This window comes from Verrucomicrobium sp. BvORR034 (assembly GCF_000739635.1).
GTDB lineage: Bacteria > Verrucomicrobiota > Verrucomicrobiia > Verrucomicrobiales > Verrucomicrobiaceae > Verrucomicrobium.
In genome coordinates this window covers 17,878-41,256 of the sequence record NZ_BATQ01000092.1, presented here as the reverse complement: position 1 = coordinate 41,256, position 23,379 = coordinate 17,878, and the positions used below count along the sequence as shown (strand labels likewise).

The following is a 23,379-nucleotide window of genomic DNA, read 5'->3' as shown; positions in this document are numbered from 1 at the left end:
GGTTCACTGGGCGGTCCAGCCGCCATCGATCGCGAGATCCTGCCCCGTCACATTGCGGGCTGCGGCACTCATAAAAAACTCCACGGCCCCGGCGATTTCTTCGAAGGTGATGAAGACCTTCTTGGGCATGGGCTCCAGCATGATGCGCTGGATGACATCCTCCTCCGAGATGCCGCGCACCCGGGCCTGGTCCTTGATCTGCGCATCCACCAGCGGCGTGTGCACATAGGAGGGGCAAATCGTGTTGCTCGTGATATCGGTGCCTGCCGTTTCCAGCGCCAGGGTTTTTGAAAAGCCCAGCAAGGCATGCTTGGCCGACACGTAGGCTGACTTGCATGGAGACGCGACCAGGGAGTGGATGGAGCCAATGTGGATGATGCGGCCAAAGCCCCGCTCCCGCATGCCGGGGAGAACACTGCGCGTCATGAGGAATGTACCTCTAAGGAGCACGTTTATGAGCAGGTCCCATTTTGCCGTGGGGAACTCATCCACCCTCGCCACCTGTTGCAGACCGGCATTGTTGATGAGCACACTGACCGGGCGCCCCGCCAGCCCTTCCCAGAAGCTGAGCACTGCCTCCTCGTTCGTCAGATCCAGGCCGAAGGGCTCCGCCTCACCCCCCGCTGCTTTTACTTGATCAGCCGTTTCCCGTGCGCTGTCGGCCTGCAGATCCGTGGCGATGATGGCATGCCCCTGCGCAGCCAGACAGAGGCTCAGCCCACGGCCGATCCCGCCTCCTGCGCCAGTGATGACGATAAGTTGTTTCATAGATGAGATAGATAGAGATCGCGCAGCACACGGCGCATGACCTTGTTCGACGCCGTGCGCGGCAGTGCATCGATCGGCACCACGTCGTGGATTTTGAAGAGCGGGTTCAGTCTGTGTTTGATCCGGTCTTGCATGGCTGAGTGGAGCGCCCGGGTGTCTGCTCTGGGCTGGGCGGCACCGACCACATAGATGACCAACTGGTCCGGCCCTCCCCCCGGAGCCACCGCAATGGCAGCCGTCTCGATCACGCCAGGGACAGCCTGTAGCGTGCGCTCAATCTCCGCGGAGCTGACCTTGATTCCGCTGAGGTTCATGGTGTCATCCGCCCGTCCGTGGGCGCTCCAGTAGCCGCCCGGCAAGGTTTTCATCTGATCGCCATGACGCCGCAGCACCTCTCCATGAGGGCCCTCCGGGCACCCGGCATAGTAGGACTGGTGATGATCCCGGTTAAGCAGGCTGAGAGAGAGGCCAATGGAAGGTGGCAGCAGAAACACCTCCCCCTCCCCTTCCTTCGTCTCCTGCCCGGCTTCATTGAGGATGACAAAATCACCGCCAAGCGCTTTGGCGTTGAAGGTTCCAGGAATACATGGACGAGTCACCACCCCGGTGATGTACCCACCGCCGATTTCGGTACCGCCGCAGTACTCGATCACCGGGCGTCCACCTGCCTGCGCCATGAGCCAGCGCATGTCATCGGCATTGGAGCACTCCCCCGTGGAGCTGAAGGCCCGGATACGAGAGAGATCGCAACCGCTGAATGTGTCCGTCTTGCGCCAGGTCTTCACCAGCGTGGGGATCACACCCAGCATCGTCGCACCCGAGTCCTGCACGAACCGTCCAAAAGCCGACCCTGCGGACGCTCCCTGCCAGAGAGCCATCGCAGAGCGGTTCAGCAGGCTGGCAAAGATCAACCACGGCCCCATCATCCAGCCGATGTTCGTAGGCCAGACGAGCACGTCCCCTGGTCGGATGTCATGGTGGAAGTGAGCATCCGCCCCGCATTTGATGGGGGTGGCGTGCGTCCAGGGGATCGCTTTGGGTTCGCCCGTGGTGCCGGAGGAGAAGAGAATGTTGATCGCATCTTCTGGGGTTCCTTCCGCAAACGTCGTGGTGCCCTCCTCCGGCAGAAACTCCCCCCACGTGATGTCCTCAGCCCTTGCCAGGGCGCTGGACGCTTCCAGCACCACGGCACGGGGTGTGGCGGCTGCCACGACGCTGGCGTAGAGCGGCAACTGCTTGCCCCCGCGCAGGACGGACTCCTGGGTAAACACCACTGACACCGGAGCGATGCCCAGGCGCACTGAAATCTCAGGGGGGCAGAAGCTGTCGGCAATGCCCACCACCGCGCATCCCGCCTGGATGGCCCCCAGATAGATGGCCACAGCCTCCGCGCTCATCGGCAGAAAGAGGGCGATGCGATCCCCGGCCTTACATCCCAATCTGGCCAACCCCGCCGCGACGCGTCCGGAAAGCTCCGCCAAGGCACCGCGGGTCATGCGTTTCATCGCACCCCCTTCGTCCTGGTGCAGGATGGCGATGGCATCCGGCTCCCCTTTGACACAGCTCGCTGCAATATTGAGCCGCGCCCCAGGCAGCCACTCGGGATGCTCAGGCCCGCTGGAAAAGTCGGCGATGCGATCCGGCAGGCGCTGGAATTGCAAGCCCAGCCGCTCGATGGCTCTTCGCCAGTACGCGTCGCGATGGGTCACGGACCACGCATGCAGCTCCTCCCAACTCGCGGCTCCCGCCTGCTGCATGAGCCAGGCGATGTTGGTGCTTGAGATGAACTCTTCAGTGGGAACCCAGGCAGGTTCAGGCAGATGGTTCATGGCTGCGATCTCAGGGTTTCCGCAATGCGACCGCGCAGCCCATGCCGCCCCCGACACAGAGGGTGGCCAGCGAGCGCGCATGGGATTGATGCGCCAGATGCACCAGCAAGCGCGCGCCAGATGCGCCGATGGGATGCCCCAGTGCAATGGCCCCGCCATCGGCGTTGACCTTGCTTTCATCCAGTCCCAGATCGCGGATGCAGGCGAGCGCCTGCGCAGCAAAAGCCTCGTTGATCTCGATCGCGTCAAACACTGCCGGGTCGATGCCCAGAGCCCGCGTGGCATAAACAGGCCCCAGCCCCATCAGATCGGGTTCGCAGCCCACTGCCGAGGTCTTTTCGATCAAGGCCAGCGGCTCCAGCCCGGCTTCCCGGCCAGACGCCTCATCGCACACCACGAGCATCGCCGCGCCATCATTGAGGCCGGAGGCATTGCCCGCAGTGATCGAGCCGTCCTTCTGAAAGGTTGGCTTCAATGCAGAGAGCTTTTCCGCGGTGGTGTCTCCTCGAGGGTGCTCATCGTCGGAGAGCTCCTCCAAGGGCACCAGCTCCTTGGTGAAACGGCCCGCCTCCCGAGCCGCCAACCACCTCTGCTGACTGGATGCCGCGAACTGATCCTGATCGGCACGGGAAATGGCGTGGGAGGTTGCCAGTCGCTCAGCTGTGAGCCCCATGTGCTGACCGCTGAAGGCGTCCACCAACCCGTCCCGCAGCAGGGAATCCACTATCACGGCATCTCCCAGCTTGTACCCGGTACGGGAGCGCGGCAGGAGGTGCGGTGCATTGGACATGGACTCCGTGCCTCCACAGAGGATCATGCGCGAGTTCCCCGCCTGGATGGATTCCACCGCCAGCCGCACAGCCTGCATCCCAGAGGCGCACATCATGTTCACCGTAAAGGCCGGCACGCGCAGCGGCAGGCCGAGTTTCACGCCAATCTGGCGAGCGATGTTCATGCCCTGCCCTGCGGCCAGGACGTTGCCGACGATGACCTGATCGATGCGTTCCGGATCGATGCCCGCCAGCGCGGCGCGACCCGCGGCAACCGCGAGGTCCACGGCAGAAAGTTTGGCGAGGGAGCCCAGAAAGCGCCCTTGGGGTGTGCGTTTGGCAGATGCGATCCAGATCATTTTTCGAGCGAGGAAGGTGATGGATGGGCAGGATAAGGGGCCGGACCTCTTTCTTGCCAGCTTTTCTTGTCGGCGGCTGTAAAGGCCCGCCGCAAACTGGCCGCCGGAGGAGTTTCCGATGCTGGACCTTGGAGAACAGGATTTCCCAGTTTGGAAGCGGGCTGGGAGATGCTACCTTGCAGGCTCTCTCCGCCAGTCCACCATGCCCGTCGCCTCTCCCGTCCCCCGCCCCCTCCTCGACCTCTCCACAGAAGAGCTGTCGGCCTGGATGGTGAAGCACGGGTACAAGCCGGCCCACACCCTGCCCGTGCTGCGAGACGTGTACGGTGCCAGGGAGGAAGGGGCCCAGCCTAAGGACCGGCTGCCAGCCGATCTGATCGACCGCATACACTCCACCTTCCCCGCTGCAGCGGCCACATTGGCTCAGCGGCAGGTGTCAGAAGACGGTACCTGCAAGCTGCTGCTACGGCTGTCAGACGGTCGCACCGTCGAGTCCGTCCTCATGCCGGACTATCACCCGGAGCGTGCGGCAGGCTGCATCTCCAGCCAGGTGGGCTGCGCCATGGGTTGCGACTTCTGTGCGACCACCCAGACGGGGTTCGAAAGGAACCTCACCTCGGGAGAGATCGTGGAGCAGTTCATTCATCTGCGGCGGGAGGCCCGGGTGGGAGGGCGCACCCTGCGAACCATCGTCTTCATGGGCATGGGCGAGCCGATGCTGAATCTCCGCAACGTCCTGCCCGCCGTGGAACGCATGGCGGATCCCCGGCTTGGCGCACTGGGCTGGCGGCAGGTCACCATCTCCACGGTGGGGATTGTCCCCGGGATCGAGGAACTCACCAAGGCCAATCTGGGGGTGCATCTGGCCGTGTCCCTGCATGCTCCGGATGACGACACCCGCACCGCCATTCTCCCCATGGGGCGACGGTTCCCCGTGCAGGACATCCTGGAGGCCGCCGACCGCTACCAGGAGAAAAGCGGACGTATCACGACTATCCAGTACTGTCTGCTGGAAGGGGTAAATGATTCCCTGAACCAAGCACGGGATCTGGCAAACCTGGTGAAGGACCGGCGCATGCACATCAATCTGCTGCGCTATAACCCCACGGGACTAAGTCTCAAGGGCCGCACCTATGCTCCCAGCAGCATGGAGCAAACGGAGTCATTCCTGGCCACCCTGCGAGAATGCGGAGCCGTGGCTCATTTGCGTAGGGCTCGCGGACCGGACATCGATGCCGCATGCGGACAGTTGAGGAAGAGAGTGGGAGCGTAGAGGGAAAAGGGATAAGGGCGAGAGTCGCCAGAGGCCCGACGCTATCCCCTATCGGAGCTGCCCCAGATACTTCTTCTGAAAATCTGCCGAGACATCTTTGCCAGCGGCGATCCATGCCAACTCGTCTGCCCGTACCTTTTTGGCGTAAGCCTCGCCTTGCTCCAGAGACTTGCGCCGAACTGTCTTCAGTGTGGTTTCATCGACACCTTTGGAAGTGCTAATCTCCTTGAGCACCTTGTCCATCAACCGCTTCTTCTCTTCGGACCCAGCGACACGCTGGGAGGCTTGCAAATAACACAGGCTTGCGAGCTGGGCGGCATTGTCCTCCCCGCTACCAAAGCTCAGAAGATCCCCCAATGCTTCCTGCAGGATCGGGTTGTCAAAATCTGTAAAGTACATCATCCCCGTCACGCCACCAATCGCCGCCTTACGCTGATCTTCGCTGAATGAAATCGGCTGATCACTACTCCCGCTATAGCCCCCGGCTTCTCTCCTCGCCACAAAGCTGGCAAAACCCTTTGTACGAGCGAAGTATTGATCAATGCTCTCGTCTCCAGGATTAACCAGCGATTCAGTCGCCTCACGCCTTTCAAGAAGCCATTGCACCAGCCAGAGTTGGTATTTTTCACGCCCAAAATGGGCGTTTAGATTGATCGAGAGAGCCTTCTCAATCCAGCTTTTGGCCGTCACCAAATCTCCCGTGTAGATGTAAAACGTCCCCAGGTTGGAGTATGTCTCATACTGCCCCGGCAGCTTCTTCTCCTTTGCCATCATGACGTCGATGGCCCTCTGATGGGACCCCAGCTTGTGCAGCGAGACCGCCAGATCGTCGTAGTCGCTGGCCGCAGCCTTGCCTGACTCCACGAGCGGCTCCTTCTGTTGCACCCTCCAGGCATGATACTCCTTCGAGTGACGGGGAAACACGCCGCTCATGGTGCCTTGCACCTCCGGGAAGCGGGCTCGTTCGGTAGCGAGGGTGTCGCTATCCCATAGACAAGCATGGGATAAACCCGGAATCATCGCACACAAGATAAGGACTGCACTGTGAATCGTGGGCATGTCCCATTTTGCAACGAACTGGAGCAAATAATCAAGCGGATTGTGGGCATGCAACCGCCAGCGAGAGGCCTTGGTGGCAAGGCCTCTCGCTCGTCGCATCTCACTTGCTTTCGCTATCGGCCAGATTCCCCCTCACCCCAACGCATGCGTTGCATGCGTGATGGCCCCGCCCGCACGTAGAGCAGCAGCCACGATGGTCGCCTCAGTCAGCTCGGTATCGGTGGCTCCGGCCTTGCGGGCGTTGGCCGTATGGATCTCGATGCAGTACGGGCACTGCGTCGTGACGGCCACAGCCACCGCGATCAGCTCCTTGTACTTCACGGGAATGGCACCCTCTGCGACAGCCAGCCGGTCAAAAGCCCAGAAGGCTCTCATGGCCTCAGGGGCCAGGTCGTTCATCTTCGGGATGTTCTTCAAATGATCTTGATGGTACATGATACAGGTTCCTCAGGTTGGTGGTCAAAGGGCCAACCAGCCCTCAACGCTTGGTGGCCACGACTTCCAGATACTCCGCTTCGACCGCAGTCGTTCCGGGGTCTTTCGCGGAGTTGTAACGAGTCTGCAGCGCAACCAAATCCTCCCTCAGCGCGATCTGGCCGTCTGCTGAGAGCGACTCGAAGGCTCGGAGAGTTGGACCATAGTACTTACGAAAAAAATCGACCGTCTCCGCCGGTGGGAACGGGTACCGCATGACATCCGCCTGACGGGTCAGACGCAGATTTACAAAGCCGTCCCGCAGCCGCTCCTCGACCCGCCCCTCAATCCCCCACTCCATGGGAGAAGGAACTCCAACTGGCGGAGGGGGCAGGTGCTTCTTGAAAACACTGAACATCTTTCCGATGAATCCCTCCGGTGTCCAGTTGGCGAGAGCGATCTGTCCGCCCGGCTTGGTCACACGCCAGAGTTCCGCCGCAGCGACGGCGGGGCGAGGCGTAAACATCACCCCAAACATGCTCACGGTGAGATCGAACGTATTGTCCGGATAGGGCAGCGCTTCGGCGTCCCCCTCCTGAAAGTCGATGTCCAATCCCGCGGCGTGGGCGCGATCTCTGGCCTGCTCCAGGAGGTTGGCCGCGATGTCGATGCCGCTGACCACGCAGCCGGACTGGGCGGCGAGCACCGCCAGATTGCCCGTGCCACACGCAACGTCCAACACGCGCATCCCAGGGCACAACGGCTGACGGGACATGAAGTGCTCGGCGAAGTTCTCGATGCTCCGGGCCACCTGGCCAAAGTCTCCGGCCTCCCAGGTGAACTTCTGCTTGGCCTTGATTTCCTTCAATTGAGGAATCTCCGGCGAGGATGATTGGGTGCCAGTCGTCGGTTGCTTTGGCCTCCTTTCGGTTGGGTTCAGGGTCGCGGTTTGCATGGGTGTATGGCGGTGTTTATCACCACGATCAGCTTACCCAATTCCCACGCCTCCTGCTTTGCTGGGCAGTCCAGCCTTTTGACTGTACGGCTCAAGACTCGGACAAACCTGCCATCGCCGGCCCATCCGCACGATACGTCATGGGGGAAACACCGAAGCGATCCTTGAACACCCGGCTGAAGTGAGAAACGTGTTCGAAGCCACTCTCGAAGGCCACTTCAGTGACATTGAGCGCTGAGCTTCGCAGCAGGGTGGCAGCCAGGTCCAGGCGCTTCAGCAGCAACCACTTTCCCGGAGATTCCTGGAAGGCGGCCTGGAATTCCCGCTTGAAGGAAGAAAGGCTGCGATGGCAGAGCTTCGCGTACTCTTCCAGGGAGAGATTGTAGCGGAAATTGGTCTCCATGATCTCCGTCACCGAAGGTGCCTCAGTAGTCCCCACCCGGCGGAAATATGCGGCCAGCGCCATATTGGTCCCGCTGGTGAGCACACTCATCACCAACTCCTTGAGCTTGAGCCGTACCAGCGGTTCCGGGGGCTTCTCCACTCCCACCAAATAGGTCCGCATGGACTGGAACAAGGCATCCAGCCCCACATCGTGCTCCACCCGCACCGCGGTGGTTGGCGGCGGACTGACCGCCCCTGCCAGACTCAGCGCCTCGATCACCTCCCGCACGGTGCTGCGCATGAGGGCGTCCGGGATGAAGACCATGAGCAGACAGACCTCCGAATCGAAAAACTGCTCCACCACCGTCGCCCCCTTCTTGATGAAGAGCGTCTCCCCGGGACTGGCCTTCCACTCCCCATCACACGTGTGCCACGTCTTGGTGCCCGTCACCACATGGACAAAGTAATCCTTCTCCGTCCAGTTGGGGAGCATCTTGATGTTTGCCCCACACGTGTACTCCGCGAACAGGAACTCCCCAATCTCGAGCTTGCTGTAGCTCGGATTGTTGCGAACAGCGTCGTAGAGGTTGAGCATAGGGACACTGGGCGGCCTGATGACAGTACATCATCTCCCAGATTTTTGCATGCAACAAGGCAGAAACACCCGCCTGTCACTTGCGCACTTGCAGGTACTTCGACTGAAATTCCGCCGCAACATCTTTGCCAGCAGCAATCCAGGCAACTTCGTCAGCCTTTACACCTTTGTTGAGGTTTTCCCCTTTCAGCAGAGCGCTGTCCAGTGTCTTTTTCAGGTCCTTCTCTTCGCGCAAGTGGGATGCGCTCACCGCTTTGTGCATGAGGGCTTTCAACTTGGCCTTTTCCTCGGAATCAGTCACCTTCTCTGACGTGCAGATAGCACAATCCCGCGAGTTGGGACGCATTTCCTTCCATCTTGCCGTACGAGAGCAAATCGCCGAGGGCCTCCTGAAGGATCGGATTGTCAAAGTCAGCAAAGTACATCATCCCGATCAAGCCGCCTATGGCTGCATCCTGCTGCACTTCCGTGAACTTGATAAACTCAGGGTCCCCGGTGGCCCCTCCCATTTGCTGGCGGGCAACAAACGCAGCAAACCCAGTGGGCACGTCCCCAGGGTCATGAAACGGCGCCTTCTTCTTCTCATCTTCGGTCAAGACAGTGCTGCGTCTTTCCCGCAGCCACATCACCAGCCATCGCTGATGCTTCTCTCGACCAAAGTGCGCATTCGGATTGATGGCCAGCGCTTTTTCGATCCATTTCTGAGCAACGCTCAACTCGCCTGCGTAGATGTAGAAAGTACCCAAGTTCGAATAAGTCTCGTATAACCCTGACACCTTCTGTTCCTTGGCCATCATGGTGGCAATGGCCGCTTTGTGATCACCTAGCTTGTGCTGCGAAACCGCCAGATCATCATAATCAGATGCGCCCGCTTTGCCAGACTCCACCAGCGGTTGTTTCTGCTGGATCCGCCAGACGTGATACTCCTTCGAGTGCCGCGGAAAAACGCCGGCCATGATCCCAGCCACATTCGGAAAACGGGCACTTTCTGTGGCCAGGGTATCGCTGTCCCACAGACAGGCCTGGGCGATTCCGGGCACGGTGGCGCAAAAGATGAAGGCGGCTTTCTGGAGGGGATTCATGCGCGGATTGTGATGGCAATTCGATCAAAATGGCAAACAGAATGTTTCGACGCCCCTCTCACCTCCCTCCTCTTGCAGGCCCGTGGAATCACCCTACCAAGGTGGACACCAGTTTCTGCACACGACGGGAGCGCACCTGGGGCGTGGTCGCTTTCAGCACGGGCAGGATGAGGCTGTAGCGGGCGCTTTTGGAGAGAGCCTCGAAGGCCTTCGCCGCCAATGGATTGGCAGCCAGCGCGGAAGCTACGTCATCCGGGATCGCGGCCTCACTCTGCGACTCATACGCCACCGCCCAGCGGCCGTCTGATTCCGCCAACTTAATTTCCTTAAACCCACCCTCATGCATCCGTCCCTCGGCAATCAAGGCTTGGGTGCGCTGCACATTGAGTTTGGACCACGGACTCTTCGGGCGTCGTGGGGAATATCGCTGCAGGTAGTGGGTTTCATCATACCCCTTGCGATGGCTGTCGATCCAGCCGAAGCAGAGCGCCACGTCCAGCGCATCGCTGATGGAGAGCCCCGGTCCGCGATAGCCTTTCTTGGCAATCAAGAGCCACACTCCACCGGTCTCCGCCTGATGCGTCGCCAGCCAGCTCTCCCATTCGGAGGCGTTGGCGAATCTTTGGAAATCGTCTGTGCTCTGGGACTTGGGCTTCATGGAAGGGGGGTACAATGATCGTCCAGGAAAAGGCCAGCGGGAACAAGCACAAACGCCTCTGAAGGTCACCAACCCATGGCCAGCACCGCCGCCCATCCCTGCCCTGTGTGAATTCAGCGTAGATCCCACAGAATTTGGTCGACCACAGCCGTCACAAGCGTTCCCTTTATGACACCCCCGGCGGTTGTGCACACATCATGAATCTATGAAGGACGAGGAACTGGATACCCATCAGAAGGCGCTGAAGATCAATCTCGACCGCCGCTGGTACGGGACGATGGCGGAGATCGGGGCCGGGCAGGAAGTGGTGCGGTGGTTCTTCCGCGTGGGCGGAGCCGCAGGCACGGTGGCGAAGAGCATCTCCGCGTACGACATGGTGGTGAGTGATGCCATCTACGGCGGCACGGAGCGATACGTCTCACGCTCCCGGCTCCAGTCGATGCTGGACTACGAGTTTCAGTTGAACGTGGACCGCCTCAGCGAGAAGCGTGGGGACAGCACAGCCTTCTTCGCCTTTGCCGACACCGTGGTGGCCCGCAGCTTTAAGGGCGGGAACGAGTGTCACGGCTGGATGGGCGTAAAGTTCCAGTCCCGCCCGCGGGATGAGCCCAGCCAGATCCTGCTGCATGTGCGCATGCTGGACTCTGAGGCCGCGCTCCAGCAGGAGGCCCTGGGCGTGGTGGGCGTGAACCTGCTCTACGGAGCCTTCTTCCTGCATCACGATCCCGACAAACTCGTGGAGAGCTTGCTGGACAAGCTGACCACGGGGCGGATTGAGATCGATGCGATCGAGTTCAAGGGCATCGAGTTCCGCTCCGTGGACAATCGATTGATCAGCTTGAAACTCGTGCAACTGGGCCTCAGCGGTGCCGCCATGTTTGGTGCCACCGGAGAGATCCTCCAACCCTCTGATGTGCTCTACAAGAAGGCCGTGATGGTCGAGCGCGGCAGTTTCCGCCCCCCCACGCACGTTAACCTGAACATGCTGGAGTGCGCCTTGGACAAGTTCCGCCAGGACCCCGCCGTTCAGGGCAAGGAGGTGTTGCCCATCTTTGAGCTCACCATGCGCAATCTCATGGCGGGTGGCAACGAGGTGGATCGGCGCGACTTCCTGGCCCGTGCCGATGTCCTGGCAGCTTGCGGTGTCACCGTGCTCATCTCCGACTACTTCGAGTACTACCGCCTCGCGGCCTACCTTTCCTGGCGCACGAAGGAGCGCGTTGGCATCGTGATGGGCATACCCAGCCTGCTGGAGATTTTCGACGAGCGCTACTACACTCAGCTGCCCGGAGGCATTCTGGAGTCCTTCGGTCGCCTCTTCAAAAACGACCTCAAGCTTTACGTGTATCCGCTACAGGCGAATTCCCCTGCCGGGCTCACCACCGTCCAAACTCTGAAGGTCGCCCCCGAGCTGAAAAAGCTCTACGGATACCTGGCAGACCGCGGCAGTTTTGTAGAGCTGGACAACTACAACCCCGACTACCTCCGCTTCTTCTCCCGCGACGCTTTGGCAAAAATCGCCGCGGGCGATGAATCCTGGCGGCAGATGGTGCCGCAGGCAGTCGCGGATGTGATCACCAGCCGGCGGTTTTTTGGCTATCGAGGATAAAGACGCCCCGGAAGCAGATGGGCAGCCATCTTACTGAAGACTCGCAAAGCCTGGTCCCGCTGTCCCCGACGCGTCGGGATGGAGTGCGTGCGTGAAGCGCCGCTTTCACGGCCCACGCAGGCTCCTCGTACCTGTTGAGGGTAAGCAGAGAGGTTGCAGCGGACGGTCGGAAGACACCAGCCTGCTACACCGTGACGCGGTCGAACCACAAGGCTGCAAAGAAAGCGGGGAACCAGCTTTCAACCGGCTCCCCGTCCATCATCACTCAAGAAATGAATGGCGCGAATGGCGACTAACCGTGGTCCGGAATCTCCGGGTCAACCAGCTTCGCCAGCTGTTCCAGCGATTCCTGCCAGCCCATGTAGCAAGCCTCCGCCGGAATGACGCCGGGAACGCCCTCCTGTACGGCCGTGATCTCCGTGCCACAAAACACCTTCTTCAGAGTGATAGTGGTGATCATCTCACCGGGGAGGTTCGGATCGTCGAACACGTCGGTGTAGCGGAGGAGTTCATTGGGCTTGAGCTCGAGGTATTTGCCGCCAAACGAATGGCTCGATCCCGTGGAAAAGTTGGTGAAGGACATCTTGTAGATCCCGCCCACACAGGCATCCATGTGATGCACCTTGCCGGTGAATCCATAGGGTGGCAGCCATTTTACCATGGCATCAGGATCGATGAAAGCACGGTACACTCGCTCGGGCGTGGCGCGAAGCACACGGTGCAGTTTGATGGTGTTGGTCGCCGGGGCGTTGGTTTCGGTGGACATAAGGCAACAGATTGAAGTTCAGTTTGGTTTGGGGTGAGTGACCAGGCAGGGTTCCCGGCGCTCAGTCTCATGACGAAGGAGTCCGGGTCGCAAGGACAAAAATCCGAACTTTTCTCACGGACTCCCCTACCAACGGATCAGCACACAGAAAAGGCCGGACCAAACGCAAGGCAGCATGAAACAAAAACGCCTCGCGAAATGTTCCCCCACTCTCACGAATTCCCCCTCATTTGACTCATCGCGAGCTGCCACGCCTGCGAGGCCGTAACAAATCGAAGGCTGCCTTCTTTCGCGCGCCGTGCCAGGGAGAAGGTGTTCTCTACAAAACTCTCCCAGTAGCCGGTGTCTGCAATGTTCGACCTCACCGCAAAAGCAAGGTGGGTGGGCACGGGATGCTGCTGGACGATGCTCTCGAGGGCCTCGTCCACCACTTGATTCGGAGCCCACAAGCAAAGGCTTCCTCCCTGATAAGGCGTGAGCGGAAGGATACCGAGTCCCTCCTTTTGCACCAGATCAGGCACTGTAAAATCGCTCACGCTGGGACGATAGGCGTGGGCCGGTGCCATGGAGCAATCCGGCAAGCACCCTGTACCAGACTCTTCCTCCACCAGTCGCTGCATGGTGGGCAGCAGTTCCAGTGTCATATCCAGGGCGATACCTTCCTCACGCAGCACGCGGAGCACCATCTCATCCAGATAGTGGTCCCCACCCCGATAGACTGGCGGAGCCTTGCCGAAATGAGCCCGATATTCCGCGATGGCTGAGCGAAGGCAATGCTCCATCCACACGGAGTCCCCGTGATCCTGAGACCACTGGTTGTTCTCCTCTTGCCAGCGCCAGCCGTGCATATGAAGACCAATCTCATCCCCTGCCGCCTGGGCAGTCTCCCAATGTTGGGAGTAACGCTGGAGGGCGAAGGAAGCCGAGCCATTGCACCTCTCGATCTGCGGATCTGCGCGAGGGAACCAAGTCAGCGGTACAGATGCCGCGCCCGACTTCTTCACCAGGATGTGCCGAAGGGCTGGCCATTTCTCCAGGAACACATCGGTTCCACGCCATGAAGGGTCGGCGAGATCCACCACCCGCGCGTCAGGCTCCACATCCACACATAGCACTACAGGAATGGGCGCCTGAGGCTTCTGAAACTGTCCCGCACGGGCCGCGGCCACACGATCCAGGAGGGTCAATCGCAGCGGATTGGCTTCCACCTCGCGCTGACGCAACTCTGCCACTTCCACTTTCAGCTCTTCACAGAGTTTGCTGAGCGCCCGGGTATGCTCCAGTTCACGGCCCCGCGCCTCTGTCACAGCCTTCAGCTTCTCCGCAAGCTCTGCCTGTCGCAGCTTCGCCTTGGCGACTCTATCCGCCCATTCCGCCACTGCCTCCAGGTGTCGGGCTCTACGAATAAAGGGCAGCTTCATGGGCTCAATCGATGGTGCTCCGCCAGGACAAGTTCAACCCCGCAGAGTTCGCATCGCCAGAACAGCAACGCCAACTGAATTTCCCAGATTGATACACCGTGTGGCTCCACTTTCGCCAGCGCTACTGGCTCACCTCAAACTCAATCTCTCCCGTCCGCTGATACTCGCTTCGCAGCTGACGCTTGATTTTGATCTTTGCCGATTTAGGCAGTGCCGCATTCAAGAGATAGATGCTGACGCCAGGTAGATGCCGGTTTTCAAGACTCAGCTTGTGGCCACCTGCCGCCAGGGTTTCAACAAGGATGGAGTAGTCCAATTCAATGCTTGCTGTCCCGCTTCGCAGTTCAGATGGCGCTGGGAACTTCGAGTGCGTCAGTTTCAGTTCCAGATTGCGGTCATCCAGACGTGCCACGAGGTTCTGCCGCAGGGCCTCCGCGTAGTCGGCGGCTTCTTTGTCTGAGACTGCGCCATTGCCATCCCGGTCGATCTGCGCAAGCACCTCATTCGCCACCTCCACTCCAGGGGTCAGCGTGAGTTGCAGGCGCACCGCACTGGGCTCAATGACGACCATGGTCGCCTGCAGATACTCATCGAGCCGGTGTGCCGATGCAGAGGCAAACGCCAGCAAGGCAACGAGAAGGAGCAGACGACGGAGCATGGGGCTCAAGGTTCCTTCGTCCACTTCGCCCCATACTCATTCGTAGGGTCACGATAGATAGTGTGAATGTGCTTCTTCGTATCCCCTCCCAGACGTTGCGGGGCATATTCGATCAGCACGGTGGGGCCCTGGATCCGGAAGTAGGCGGAACTGTCCTTTTCCGTGGGACCACTCCAGGCGAACCAGGTTTCCTCCAGATGCTTCTTCATCTCCTCCAGCTTGGCCTTGGCCACGGCCTCATGCATGATGCCCGTCCACTCTGTCGCCAGTTCGAGGAGCAATTCACCTTGTTTTGGAGTCAGTTCAGAACCTTTCAGTCCCTCGGGCTGGATGACTTGACCATCCCGGCCAGGCCCCAGCACCAGATCCCGCATCTCAAAGCCCAGCACAGCCTGTTTTCGTTGTGACTCGTCCAGGGAAGCCATCAACTCATGGGCCTTGTCAGTCTCTCCTCCGAGCGGGCGGATGGTCTTCCCCTCCAGCTCGTAGATGGCTGGCTGCGCGGCCGTGTGACTGGGTGCCAGCGTAGCATTCTGCCCGGCGAGAGTGATGTTCAGTGCCAGATGATGCCCACCGAACTGGATCATCCAGGGGGTTGTGGTTGAAGGCGTGCCCAGAAAAGAGATGTAGTACTCGTCGCGGCCAAACATCTTCCTTTGTGAACCCTGGTTTAGCACCTCATCCGCCTCCACGATCTGCACCACCTTCTCGTAGCCCTTCGGACTCAGTGCCGTCGCCAGCAGGGCCATGGCCGCCTCCCGCTGTGCCGGGGTCAGATCCCCCATACGCAGCCCCCCGCGTTTCACAAACGAGGTGGGCAGGTTGGACCACCGCTTGCGCTGCTCCTCGTCATTGAACTTATAAACCGCTCCCTTGCGCCCTGAGTCGTCGAGGGAGACGAGAAACTTGTCCGCCGCCTGCGCGATCCGTCTGGCAGCTTCTGAAATGGCCGGGCTTGCCGATGCAGTGGGCTCCGCAGCGCGACTTTTCACAAGTGCCACCGAGCTCAAAAACAGAGCGAGACAGAGGTGGCTACAGGATGTCTGGAAGATACCGTGCATAGCTGGAGAAGGGATGGAAGTGTCCGCCGCTCAGACTGAGCGGGGACACGAGTCTAACCCGCAGCGATGCGAACAGTCTCCAAAAAATTTGGCTTCGATTTGCAGGTGAGCCGACGGGGGCTCTTGTCGCAGGAGCGTCCTCCACTCTAACCAGCCAATTCTGCAAACACCACACAAGAGGGATTGCCCACCGGAGTGTAGTGACCGGTGAACTTCAACCCACCAGACGACCGATCCACCCGAAAGACAGTCACATTGTCCGCCCGCTGATTGCAGCAGTACAGAAACTCCCCACTGGGATCAAAGGTGAAGCTGCGCGGGTAGTTTCCGCGAGTCCATTCTTCAGTCACATAAGTGAGCGTGCCATCCTTGCCCACAGCGAAGATGCTGATGCCATCATGCAACCGGTTCCCCGCATAAACGTACCGGCCGTCTGGAGAAACGTGAACGCCCGAGCAGAAATTGCTCCCGGCGTAACCCGGTGGCAAGCTGGAAAGCGTCTGCCGGGACGTGAGCTCCCCCGTTCCGCCGTCATAGTCAAAAAGCACGATGGTGGAGCCCTCCTCTTGCAGAGAGTAGAGCCAGCGACCCTCCGGATGAAAGGCAAAGTGACGAGGCCCATCCCCCGGAGGCAGGGAGACATGCGGCGGATCATTTGGGCTCAGTGTGCCCTTGCTGGCATCGAACTTCCAGACATGGATCTGATCGAGGCCCAGATCCACGTGGAGCACATACCGGCCCGAGGGATCGGCAGTGATCATGTGGCAATGGGTTTGGTCGTGGCCGCTGAACGCAAAACTGCCGGGAGGCGCATTCGTGGCCTGACGCGGACCGATGACACCTTCGTCCTTTTTCACATCCGTCGCCTCCCCCAGTCGGCCATCTGGCAGCACCGGCAATACTGCCACGGCGCCGCCAAAGTAGTTGGCCACAAAGAGGTGCTTGCCCGAGGGATGCAGGCTGACGTAGGTAGGCCCTTTGCCGCCAGAGTTAACGGAGTTGAGCAGCGTCAAACTGCCGTTCTCAGGACTCACGGTGAAGCTGCTGACCGTGCCAGCTTCATTGGCACCCACTCTGTCGGTTTCGTTCGCCGAGTATAGATGCGTCCCCGCACGATTCAGCACCAGGCAGGACGGACTGGTGCCCATTTCATGGATCCCGGCCGCAGTGAGCGCTCCTGTAGTGCGATCCGCTTGGAACAGGTGGATGCCCTTGCCATTCCCCGGTGGCAGATCCACCTGGGTTGCCTTCATGTTCTGCAACGGCGAGCTGAACGTGCCTACATAAGCGATGAGTTTCCCCCCTGCGCTTCCCTTCCCGTCAGCCGCTGGCAGCTGGATCGGCAGCAAAGCGCCTGTGATCGCAGTGGCGGAGGATTTGAGAAACAAACGGCGGGAGGATGGAGCGCGTGTCATGGATGGAAAGAAGGCTTCCAAGGCTACGCCACTACTCACAAAGGTATTGCAGACAAGGCCCGCAACTCAGTCTTCAGCGCCCGCGCCATGCAACACTCTCTGAGGGATCTTCATCGGTTCAGCCGTCCGCTCAGTCCTCGATGCACTACTGCCAGCCGACACGGGCCAAATATGGAAGCCGCCTGACCAACTGCCCGGAATCTTCCAGGTCCCCCAGATCCCAGGCACCGGGCCCTCCCTGAAGCCGCGGTACTGCACGAGGTGCCCACTCGGGTAACTCTTCAGCCAGTCGGCCTCGCGGCTGGTCTCGTTGTAACTTCCCTCAATACGAAACACACCCAACTCATCCACGCCGGTCCCAGACATACGCCCATCCTCAAACGTCAACACAAGATCCTGCGTTCCACGCTGACCGGTCCGATATTGATAGTAGCCCGTCCAGGGCCCGCTGGGGAATTCGTTGGTCATAGTGGGAGTTCGCAGCAGGGTAACGATGCAAAACAGCACAGCCTGTCACGATGATTGCTCCGGCAACGACTCCTGGTGATCGACAGCAACGCGGACTGAGCAATCTAATGTTTGAACTATCATCAGCTTTCACCCTTTGAATTTATCTCACCAATGAGCGCCATCCAAGCACCCGAACCCGGAGGGTTCACCATGAAAACCCATGGAAAACTTGGAGCAGAAATTCTACCGCGGAGCGGTAGGCCCTCATCGCAGTCAAAACTGCCCCTCAACAAACGCTGTCGGGCAAGCACCCCGCCCGTCCCAGAATCCAACCTACAATCAACTACTCGCAACACCCTCCATCCAAATTCTCCCCACCATCTTCCATAGCCTCAGCTGAGGGTCGCTTCCAGTAGCTGTACTGGGGTGTCCATTCACCATCGCTTATCCCTGCAAGCGACAGCACATGCCAGATACTACAATAGAGGTCGCCCGGGCCGAAGATGGCTGAACTCCTCCGGAAGATGCGGCCATCTTCCCGCCGCTCGTAGCACACGATTCCGGGCATATTGTCCTCTCCGGGGAGCACGGTCTGCTCCTTGAGGTAACTGCCTCCGCCGTGGGAAGCCATCCGGAAACGCCACTGCCGGGAGTGAGCGATCCGTTGCTGCACTTCGGGCGTGTCCTTGGAAAGCAGCACCACTGCGAAGCGGTCTTCCAGATGCGGCAGAAAGGCGTTCAGGCCATCTGCCCAGAGGGTGCAATACCGGCAGGCCTGCCCCATGTTGTGAATGGCAAAGAGCAGATTCTTACCGCAGAACAACGATGCCAGATCCACTGAGCCCGTAAGGGTGTCGAACGTGTAGTTCGACACCTCCCTGCTTTCGCCACCAGACTGCTTGCGCAGCTCCGTCAGCTTCTTGGTCAGTTCGTAGATTTGCTCTTCGAGTTGCTGGATTTCGGTGCTCATAGTTCAGGCATGCTGGGGTGAAGTTTCACAAGTCTGAGGGAAGGCATCGACCGGACACAACCGGTGCCAGCAAGAACCTCTACGCCACCGCGATCACTGCACTTTGCGCTGTAGGCAGCAAGGGGTGGAGCGATGCGTTATGAAAGCCAGCATCCGCCAGCATCTTCTGGCAGTCGCCAAACGTGTAGGCGTCCCCTTCCGGCGTTGTGCCCAGCATGACCAGGCTGAAGGACGCTGACGGTGGCGGGGTGATGCGATCTTCGTTGGGGACAAACTCCACGATCACTACCCGCCCTCCCGGACGGAGCGCCGCCTTCACCCGTTTGAGAAAGCGCGTGCAATCAGCGATGTTGAAATGATGCAGGAAGTTGGGCACCAGCACCACGTCATAGTCGGCACCCAAATCGACAGTGAAGGCATCTCCAACCAGCTTGCTAAAACGATCCGCTAGTCCCGCGGAGATCGCATTGGCTTCCGTCACTGCCAGGACAGCCTCCCAATCCAGCGCAACGAGGTGCACTCCGGGATGCTGCTGGGCAAAGGCAATGCCAAAGGCACCGTGACTGGCGGAGATGTCCAGCACCTTGGCCTGGCGGGCCGCATCCACCTGCACTGGCGGGACCAGTCTCGCCACCGCCTGGGCGGTCCCTTGCATCATCGGACTCATGGCCTTGGCAAACTCGACCCACACGGGGTGATCCGGCGCTGTGGTGCCGTCCTTGGACGTGTGCACCCTGCCACTGCGGACGGTGGATGCCAGGTCACCGAACGCTTCCGTGATGCTGGGGGCCAGCATAAACTGAAGCGTGCCGCCAAGGTAAGCGGGCGAGTTTTGGTCCAGGAACAAGGCAGAATCCTGCGTGAGGAAGTACCTGCCGTCCACCTTGCTCAAAAAGCCAAAGATGGCGAGCGAATCGCACAGAATACGAACGCCACGCACGGGACACTGGCAGCCCTCTGCCACCCCCTCCGCAGTTGCCACGCCCGATGCCAGAACCGTGAACACACCAAGCTCCACCCCCGCCTTCAACGCAGCCGTTCTCTGATACGCATTGATCGTCTCAAAAAAGAGACCCGGCGAGGGAGCAGACGTTTCGGCGGAGGACATGCCCCAACGCAACCCACGAATAGGCCCGAATCAATTAATTATTTTTTCGGAACAGTCCCGTGGACAATGGCGCGGCGCTAGCTCACCATCGATCCGTCTCGCGCAACGAATTCAGCAACAAACCCCTTGGGTTTACCCCGGCCTCGAATTTGTGAAACCCATCCTTTTCTGTCTTCAGACAGTTTCTGCGGCATTTGCCGGCTGTCTGGTCGCCCCGGTGCTCATGGCCAGCGAGCTGGATGCCAACCGGATACGGGCCATCACCCGGGCTTTTGACGAACGAGAGTATCAACCCGGCCCGGACAACTCCGCCGAAGCACACCGCAACTGGGTTTCGTCACCAAAAGCCAAGGAGGACATCGCCTACATGACGGCACACTACGAGGCCATCCCAAGCCTCACCCGCTCCAACATGGCGACCGAGCTGGCGCGGACCGGCCTGCCTGAGATCGTTCCGTTCATCAACCGGGACTTGGCAGACGATTCGGACGGAACGGACGCCTTGCCAGGTATTTTCTACGGATGTCATGTGGCCAATGCAACAGATTCATACAGGAAAGGATTGGCAGAAGGCGTCGCACGATGGTGCATCAAAGACAGTCCCGAGCAAGATGATGCCATACGTCTACTGCCACATCTCGACAAGGAAGTCGCCAGACGCACCCTTCTCAGCGACAAGCTTCTCTCTGCAGACAACCCCCACGTCGTGGACATCCTGACGGGCTGCAACAGTGCCTGTCTGACCATCCCGCTGGAGCGGCTCGAACCCCTGCTCACAGCATGGCAGGCTACAGCCCTCGATCTCAATTCCGCCTATCTCATCCGCCGCGGCTACACCGAGGCCGTACAGGCTCTGGCCGCCCATGCTCCCGCTCGCGCCATCGCGCTTGCAGAGGCAGGGGTCAAGGCAACGCCACAGGACAGCAGCAACTGGGCCGAAGTCCTTCTGGCAGCTGCGGGCCTGACCGGGCTCTATGACCGCCTGTGTGATTTCCATGAACCCACCTCTTTTGCCGGGCTTCCAGAAGCCGCCAAGATCTACTTCTCCGTCTCCTACTTTGAGGGAGACAGCTCCAACGGTGGCATTGGTCAGGCCTTGGGGAACCCGACCGGGAACTACCTGCCATGGGTGAAGAAAGGCTATGAAGTGATTGGGGACAAGCAGGCCATGTCCTGGCTTGCAGCCATGTGCAAGCCTTTTGGTGAACCAGGCCCCGCAGCAACCCAGGAAAAAAGACTGGAACAGATGAGTGCCATGAAACCCGACTACTGGGAACAGGAGGACGCCTTGTTCAATGAATGGTCCAAATCACATCCCGACAATGGCCGTCCAGGCGTCGAGTGGATGCTGGCAGTTTATGTCGTCCGTCATGCGGATGCGTTGCGCCCCCTGCTCCAAAAAAAGTGACCGACCTCGCATCTCCTGGCCATGCCCTTTGCTGAGGCTGAGGAGCCGGATATGAGCGCACGCAAACCTTGAATGAGAAGGACGTAAACGCAATTTTGCCCGCATCGCCCACCCCATCGAAGTCAGTTTTCGGCCCTATTTCGCAACATTTTGACTGAGTCCTGTCCATGGCAGACCCCTTGAAACGTTCATCTTGGATATCGCATCGTTAAATCTTCCAACGTATTCGTTTTGTATGAATTCTGGCAACACTTGGATCGGCACCTCGGGCTTTCAGTACCCGGAATGGAAAGACAAATTCTATCCAGAGGGCCTGTCGAAGGCAAAAATGCTGACGTATTATGCGTCCCAGTTCAACTCCACGGAAATCAACTACACCTTCAGGAGCATCCCCTCCGCCAACACGATCCAGCGCTGGTACGATGAAACTCCCGCTGGCTTCCGCTACAGTCTGAAAGCCCCCCAGCAAGTCACCCATTTCTCCAAACTCAAGGATTGCGGTGACATCATGGACACATTCTTCCAGTCGGTAAGCGGACTGGATGACAAACTCGGTCCTGTGTTGTTTCAACTTCCACCTACATTCAAGGTCGATGCGGAACGCTTGGAGACGTTCCTCGCCTCTGTCTCATCGCCGAAGAAATCGACACGCTCCAAAAGCAACCCCACCGATAGAAAACTCGCGTTCGAGTTTCGTCACGACTCGTGGTTCACCGAAGACGTGTACGGCATCCTCTCCGAGTTCGACGCCGCCCTCTGCCTGGCTGAATCCGAAGAGTTCGAGACACCGCGTATAGTGACAGCCAGCTTCGGCTATCTGCGGCCCCGGCGGGAGGATTACAAACCCGCTCAGATCAAACGGTGGGCGCAGTTTGCGCAGGAGCAGCTACAGGCCAATACATGGTCTGAGGTGTATGCCTACTTCAAGCACGAAGAGACTTGTGTCGGCCCTGAGTTCGCGAAAACCCTGCAAAAGCATTTGCCCCCGGTCTCGCCCGCCTGACCTGGCATCCCCTATTTTGAAGGGCAGCGAAGTGCGGCTCCACTACAGTGAGTTACGCCGATGCCTCGGGTGGCGGAGTGGCTTCCTCAGTCACTTCGTCCGATTTGGCATTCTTCACCTTGGCTTTGCCAGGAGCCTTCGAGGTGGGATTCGGCATAGGGATAAAGCCCCCTCCCTGACTGCCGTCCCAACGTCCACCAGAGTTCCCATTTTTAAAGGGTCGAGGGGCTCGGTTTCGTTGCTTCTGGTTTTTCATCGTGGACAGCTTGGAAGGGCGGTTGGGAGGAAAACCGTACACCCAATTTGCCTCTTCATCAAATGGCACTGCAGTCCCCTCGATATGGAATCTTGCCACACCATCGTTTTTTTGGTACGCCATCGTGAATGACGTTCTTAAGTTTCTCCGGCGTTGCCTCCCCGCTCCTCGGCTGTAGCCTCGCACTGGCAGCGACCTTCGGGACCCCGCGGGCCCTGGCACAAGCGCCCGCCGCAGACAGTGAACCGAAAACAGCCTATCCTGAGGTGGACAAATTTGCCGGCAGCATCAAAGGCACCATTTGGGAACTACGCGGTACCAACACGCTCAAGCGCCTCCAATACACTGGTGAAGGCATGGTGTCACTCAACCCAAATGGACGCGCCAACGCCCCCTATGACAGCGCCTTCGTCGATGTAGGGGTGGTGCGGCTCAACTTCTCGGGACCGAACACCGCATGGTATTTCTTCAGCGATGATCTCAAGTACGTCACTCCTACCACGGTCGTGGGTGAACTGGCGTACAAGCTGGCCAAAGGCTACACCCCCAAGCCGATCAAGAACTTCCCGGCAGACATCGTGGGGCAAGTCTGGGATTCTGAAGAAGACGATCGCAATCTCAAGCCTTCCCGCCTTCGCTGGAATGGCACCGAGCTGGAGGTAGGCGTACTGCGAGACAAGGTATGGGACGTGGAGAAACATCCCGTCTTCCTGGCCGAGCGTCGGGTGCTGGAGCAGAAGGTCGCACCCGCCCAAGTCGCCTCCTGGTATGTTTTCTCCGCCGATGGCACGGAAGCATGGATGCTCCATGTTCAGGACGTCTTTGGTGGCCAGCCCTCCACGGCAGCGGCCAAAGCTAAACGCACTCCGGGCCAGACCTCACTGAAGCCACAACATAACGATCTGGCCAATTTTGCCGAAGACCTTTTGCCCACGTCCGAACAAATACGGCTGGACACCATCCGACGTTATTTCCAGAGGTCGCTCAACAAGCAGCCAGACATTGCCAAGGCTACTCACGAACGCCTGGGTGGGAAATGACCGGGGAGCAGGATCTCTGCGATCTGAGGTTAACGGAGGCCGGGCGGAAGGTGCTAAAACTTGAAATT

23 protein-coding genes are annotated in these 23,379 nt (G+C 59.4%); 5 read left to right on the top strand and 18 right to left on the bottom strand.

Translation table 11 applies throughout. From position 1 onward, the window contains the following. Positions 1-3: 3 nt before the first annotated feature. From BV034_RS15750 to BV034_RS15740, 3 genes are read right to left on the bottom strand one after another with little or no spacing between them, the layout of a single operon-like run. Positions 4-768, bottom strand: coding sequence for a 3-hydroxybutyrate dehydrogenase (locus tag BV034_RS15750; RefSeq protein ID WP_050027961.1), 765 nt, complete (start codon positions 766-768; stop codon positions 4-6). After that, positions 765-2,597 (bottom strand): AMP-binding protein, encoded by a 1,833-nt coding sequence (locus BV034_RS15745; protein WP_050027960.1) that lies wholly within the window; start codon positions 2,595-2,597, stop codon positions 765-767. The genes BV034_RS15750 and BV034_RS15745 overlap by 4 nt, the downstream gene beginning before the upstream one ends. A 10-nt stretch (positions 2,598-2,607) precedes the next feature. Next, the gene (locus BV034_RS15740) at positions 2,608-3,726 is read right to left on the bottom strand and encodes an acetyl-CoA C-acyltransferase (protein WP_050027959.1); all 1,119 of its coding nucleotides are present in this window, start codon (positions 3,724-3,726) and stop codon (positions 2,608-2,610) included. A 202-nt stretch (positions 3,727-3,928) separates the two neighbouring features. On the opposite strand from BV034_RS15740, the gene rlmN reads away from it, so the two are divergent. Continuing rightward, positions 3,929-4,999, top strand: coding sequence for a 23S rRNA (adenine(2503)-C(2))-methyltransferase RlmN (rlmN, locus tag BV034_RS15735; RefSeq protein ID WP_050027976.1), 1,071 nt, complete (start codon positions 3,929-3,931; stop codon positions 4,997-4,999). Positions 5,000-5,047: 48 nt separating this feature from the next. Here rlmN and BV034_RS15730 read toward each other — a convergent pair whose 3' ends face one another. The 7 genes from BV034_RS15730 to BV034_RS15700 form a co-directional block, all read right to left on the bottom strand. Beyond that, a complete protein-coding gene (locus tag BV034_RS15730; RefSeq protein ID WP_265593050.1) occupies positions 5,048-6,112 on the bottom strand; it encodes a hypothetical protein in 1,065 nt (354 codons plus the stop codon). Between the two features lie 78 nt (positions 6,113-6,190). After that, on the bottom strand, positions 6,191-6,493 hold the full coding sequence (locus BV034_RS15725; RefSeq protein WP_050027957.1) for a carboxymuconolactone decarboxylase family protein: 303 nt from the start codon (positions 6,491-6,493) through the stop codon (positions 6,191-6,193). 43 nt (positions 6,494-6,536) lie between these two features. Next, positions 6,537-7,427, bottom strand: a complete 891-nt coding sequence (locus BV034_RS15720) for a class I SAM-dependent methyltransferase (RefSeq protein WP_265593049.1) — start codon at positions 7,425-7,427, stop codon at positions 6,537-6,539. Positions 7,428-7,518: 91 nt separating this feature from the next. Further along, positions 7,519-8,406 carry an AraC family transcriptional regulator gene (locus tag BV034_RS15715; RefSeq protein ID WP_050027956.1) on the bottom strand — a complete coding sequence of 296 codons (888 nt, stop codon included), beginning with the start codon at positions 8,404-8,406 and terminating at the stop codon, positions 7,519-7,521. A gap of 76 nt (positions 8,407-8,482) precedes the next feature. Further along, on the bottom strand, positions 8,483-8,680 hold the full coding sequence (locus BV034_RS15710) for a hypothetical protein (RefSeq protein WP_265593048.1): 198 nt from the start codon (positions 8,678-8,680) through the stop codon (positions 8,483-8,485). Positions 8,681-8,699: 19 nt separating this feature from the next. Then, on the bottom strand, positions 8,700-9,488 hold the full coding sequence (locus BV034_RS15705; RefSeq protein WP_050027954.1) for a hypothetical protein: 789 nt from the start codon (positions 9,486-9,488) through the stop codon (positions 8,700-8,702). A gap of 88 nt (positions 9,489-9,576) precedes the next feature. Beyond that, positions 9,577-10,146 carry a YdeI/OmpD-associated family protein gene (locus tag BV034_RS15700; protein WP_050027953.1) on the bottom strand — a complete coding sequence of 190 codons (570 nt, stop codon included), beginning with the start codon at positions 10,144-10,146 and terminating at the stop codon, positions 9,577-9,579. A 205-nt stretch (positions 10,147-10,351) separates the two neighbouring features. Here BV034_RS15700 and BV034_RS15695 point away from each other — a divergent pair, with 205 nt between their 5' ends. After that, positions 10,352-11,755: a hypothetical protein gene (locus BV034_RS15695; protein WP_050027952.1), complete on the top strand. Its 1,404-nt coding sequence runs from the start codon at positions 10,352-10,354 to the stop codon at positions 11,753-11,755. A 292-nt stretch (positions 11,756-12,047) separates the two neighbouring features. On the opposite strand, the gene BV034_RS15690 is transcribed toward BV034_RS15695, so the two are convergent. The 8 genes from BV034_RS15690 to BV034_RS15655 form a co-directional block, all read right to left on the bottom strand. Continuing rightward, positions 12,048-12,521, bottom strand: coding sequence for an SRPBCC family protein (locus BV034_RS15690; protein ID WP_050027951.1), 474 nt, complete (start codon positions 12,519-12,521; stop codon positions 12,048-12,050). 212 nt (positions 12,522-12,733) lie between these two features. Next, positions 12,734-13,942 (bottom strand): hypothetical protein, encoded by a 1,209-nt coding sequence (locus BV034_RS15685; protein ID WP_050027950.1) that lies wholly within the window; start codon positions 13,940-13,942, stop codon positions 12,734-12,736. 121 nt (positions 13,943-14,063) lie between these two features. Beyond that, the gene (locus BV034_RS15680) at positions 14,064-14,600 is read right to left on the bottom strand and encodes a hypothetical protein (RefSeq protein ID WP_050027949.1); all 537 of its coding nucleotides are present in this window, start codon (positions 14,598-14,600) and stop codon (positions 14,064-14,066) included. Positions 14,601-14,605: 5 nt separating this feature from the next. Then, positions 14,606-15,592 (bottom strand): DUF3500 domain-containing protein, encoded by a 987-nt coding sequence (locus BV034_RS15675; RefSeq protein WP_265593047.1) that lies wholly within the window; start codon positions 15,590-15,592, stop codon positions 14,606-14,608. Between the two features lie 215 nt (positions 15,593-15,807). Next, the gene (locus BV034_RS15670; RefSeq protein ID WP_050027947.1) at positions 15,808-17,076 is read right to left on the bottom strand and encodes a lactonase family protein; all 1,269 of its coding nucleotides are present in this window, start codon (positions 17,074-17,076) and stop codon (positions 15,808-15,810) included. A gap of 66 nt (positions 17,077-17,142) precedes the next feature. After that, positions 17,143-17,544: a hypothetical protein gene (locus BV034_RS15665; RefSeq protein WP_050027946.1), complete on the bottom strand. Its 402-nt coding sequence runs from the start codon at positions 17,542-17,544 to the stop codon at positions 17,143-17,145. Positions 17,545-17,869: 325 nt separating this feature from the next. Continuing rightward, positions 17,870-18,496, bottom strand: a complete 627-nt coding sequence (locus BV034_RS15660; RefSeq protein WP_050027945.1) for a DUF899 family protein — start codon at positions 18,494-18,496, stop codon at positions 17,870-17,872. Positions 18,497-18,575: 79 nt separating this feature from the next. Then, positions 18,576-19,604: a class I SAM-dependent methyltransferase gene (locus BV034_RS15655; RefSeq protein ID WP_050027944.1), complete on the bottom strand. Its 1,029-nt coding sequence runs from the start codon at positions 19,602-19,604 to the stop codon at positions 18,576-18,578. Between the two features lie 151 nt (positions 19,605-19,755). Between BV034_RS15655 and BV034_RS15650 the strand changes: the two genes are divergently transcribed. From BV034_RS15650 to BV034_RS15635, 3 genes are all read left to right on the top strand, one after another. Next, positions 19,756-21,012, top strand: coding sequence for a DUF4375 domain-containing protein (locus BV034_RS15650; protein ID WP_265593046.1), 1,257 nt, complete (start codon positions 19,756-19,758; stop codon positions 21,010-21,012). Positions 21,013-21,247: 235 nt separating this feature from the next. Further along, positions 21,248-22,015, top strand: a complete 768-nt coding sequence (locus tag BV034_RS15645) for a DUF72 domain-containing protein (protein WP_050027942.1) — start codon at positions 21,248-21,250, stop codon at positions 22,013-22,015. Positions 22,016-22,399: 384 nt separating this feature from the next. After that, the gene (locus BV034_RS15635) at positions 22,400-23,311 is read left to right on the top strand and encodes a hypothetical protein (RefSeq protein ID WP_050027940.1); all 912 of its coding nucleotides are present in this window, start codon (positions 22,400-22,402) and stop codon (positions 23,309-23,311) included. Positions 23,312-23,379: the final 68 nt, after the last annotated feature.

Coding starts and splice junctions, on each gene's coding strand:
- BV034_RS15750 (WP_050027961.1), bottom strand. CDS start 768: ATGAAACAACTTATCGTCATCACTGGCGCAGGAGGCGGGATCGGCCGT.
- BV034_RS15745 (WP_050027960.1), bottom strand. CDS start 2,597: ATGAACCATCTGCCTGAACCTGCCTGGGTTCCCACTGAAGAGTTCATC.
- BV034_RS15740 (WP_050027959.1), bottom strand. CDS start 3,726: ATGATCTGGATCGCATCTGCCAAACGCACACCCCAAGGGCGCTTTCTG.
- rlmN (WP_050027976.1), top strand. CDS start 3,929: ATGCCCGTCGCCTCTCCCGTCCCCCGCCCCCTCCTCGACCTCTCCACA.
- BV034_RS15725 (WP_050027957.1), bottom strand. CDS start 6,493: ATGTACCATCAAGATCATTTGAAGAACATCCCGAAGATGAACGACCTG.
- BV034_RS15720 (WP_265593049.1), bottom strand. CDS start 7,427: ATGCAAACCGCGACCCTGAACCCAACCGAAAGGAGGCCAAAGCAACCG.
- BV034_RS15715 (WP_050027956.1), bottom strand. CDS start 8,406: ATGCTCAACCTCTACGACGCTGTTCGCAACAATCCGAGCTACAGCAAG.
- BV034_RS15705 (WP_050027954.1), bottom strand. CDS start 9,488: ATGAATCCCCTCCAGAAAGCCGCCTTCATCTTTTGCGCCACCGTGCCC.
- BV034_RS15700 (WP_050027953.1), bottom strand. CDS start 10,146: ATGAAGCCCAAGTCCCAGAGCACAGACGATTTCCAAAGATTCGCCAAC.
- BV034_RS15695 (WP_050027952.1), top strand. CDS start 10,352: ATGAAGGACGAGGAACTGGATACCCATCAGAAGGCGCTGAAGATCAAT.
- BV034_RS15690 (WP_050027951.1), bottom strand. CDS start 12,521: ATGTCCACCGAAACCAACGCCCCGGCGACCAACACCATCAAACTGCAC.
- BV034_RS15685 (WP_050027950.1), bottom strand. CDS start 13,942: ATGAAGCTGCCCTTTATTCGTAGAGCCCGACACCTGGAGGCAGTGGCG.
- BV034_RS15680 (WP_050027949.1), bottom strand. CDS start 14,600: ATGCTCCGTCGTCTGCTCCTTCTCGTTGCCTTGCTGGCGTTTGCCTCT.
- BV034_RS15670 (WP_050027947.1), bottom strand. CDS start 17,076: ATGACACGCGCTCCATCCTCCCGCCGTTTGTTTCTCAAATCCTCCGCC.
- BV034_RS15665 (WP_050027946.1), bottom strand. CDS start 17,544: ATGACCAACGAATTCCCCAGCGGGCCCTGGACGGGCTACTATCAATAT.
- BV034_RS15660 (WP_050027945.1), bottom strand. CDS start 18,496: ATGAGCACCGAAATCCAGCAACTCGAAGAGCAAATCTACGAACTGACC.
- BV034_RS15655 (WP_050027944.1), bottom strand. CDS start 19,604: ATGTCCTCCGCCGAAACGTCTGCTCCCTCGCCGGGTCTCTTTTTTGAG.
- BV034_RS15645 (WP_050027942.1), top strand. CDS start 21,248: ATGAATTCTGGCAACACTTGGATCGGCACCTCGGGCTTTCAGTACCCG.
- BV034_RS15635 (WP_050027940.1), top strand. CDS start 22,400: ATGACGTTCTTAAGTTTCTCCGGCGTTGCCTCCCCGCTCCTCGGCTGT.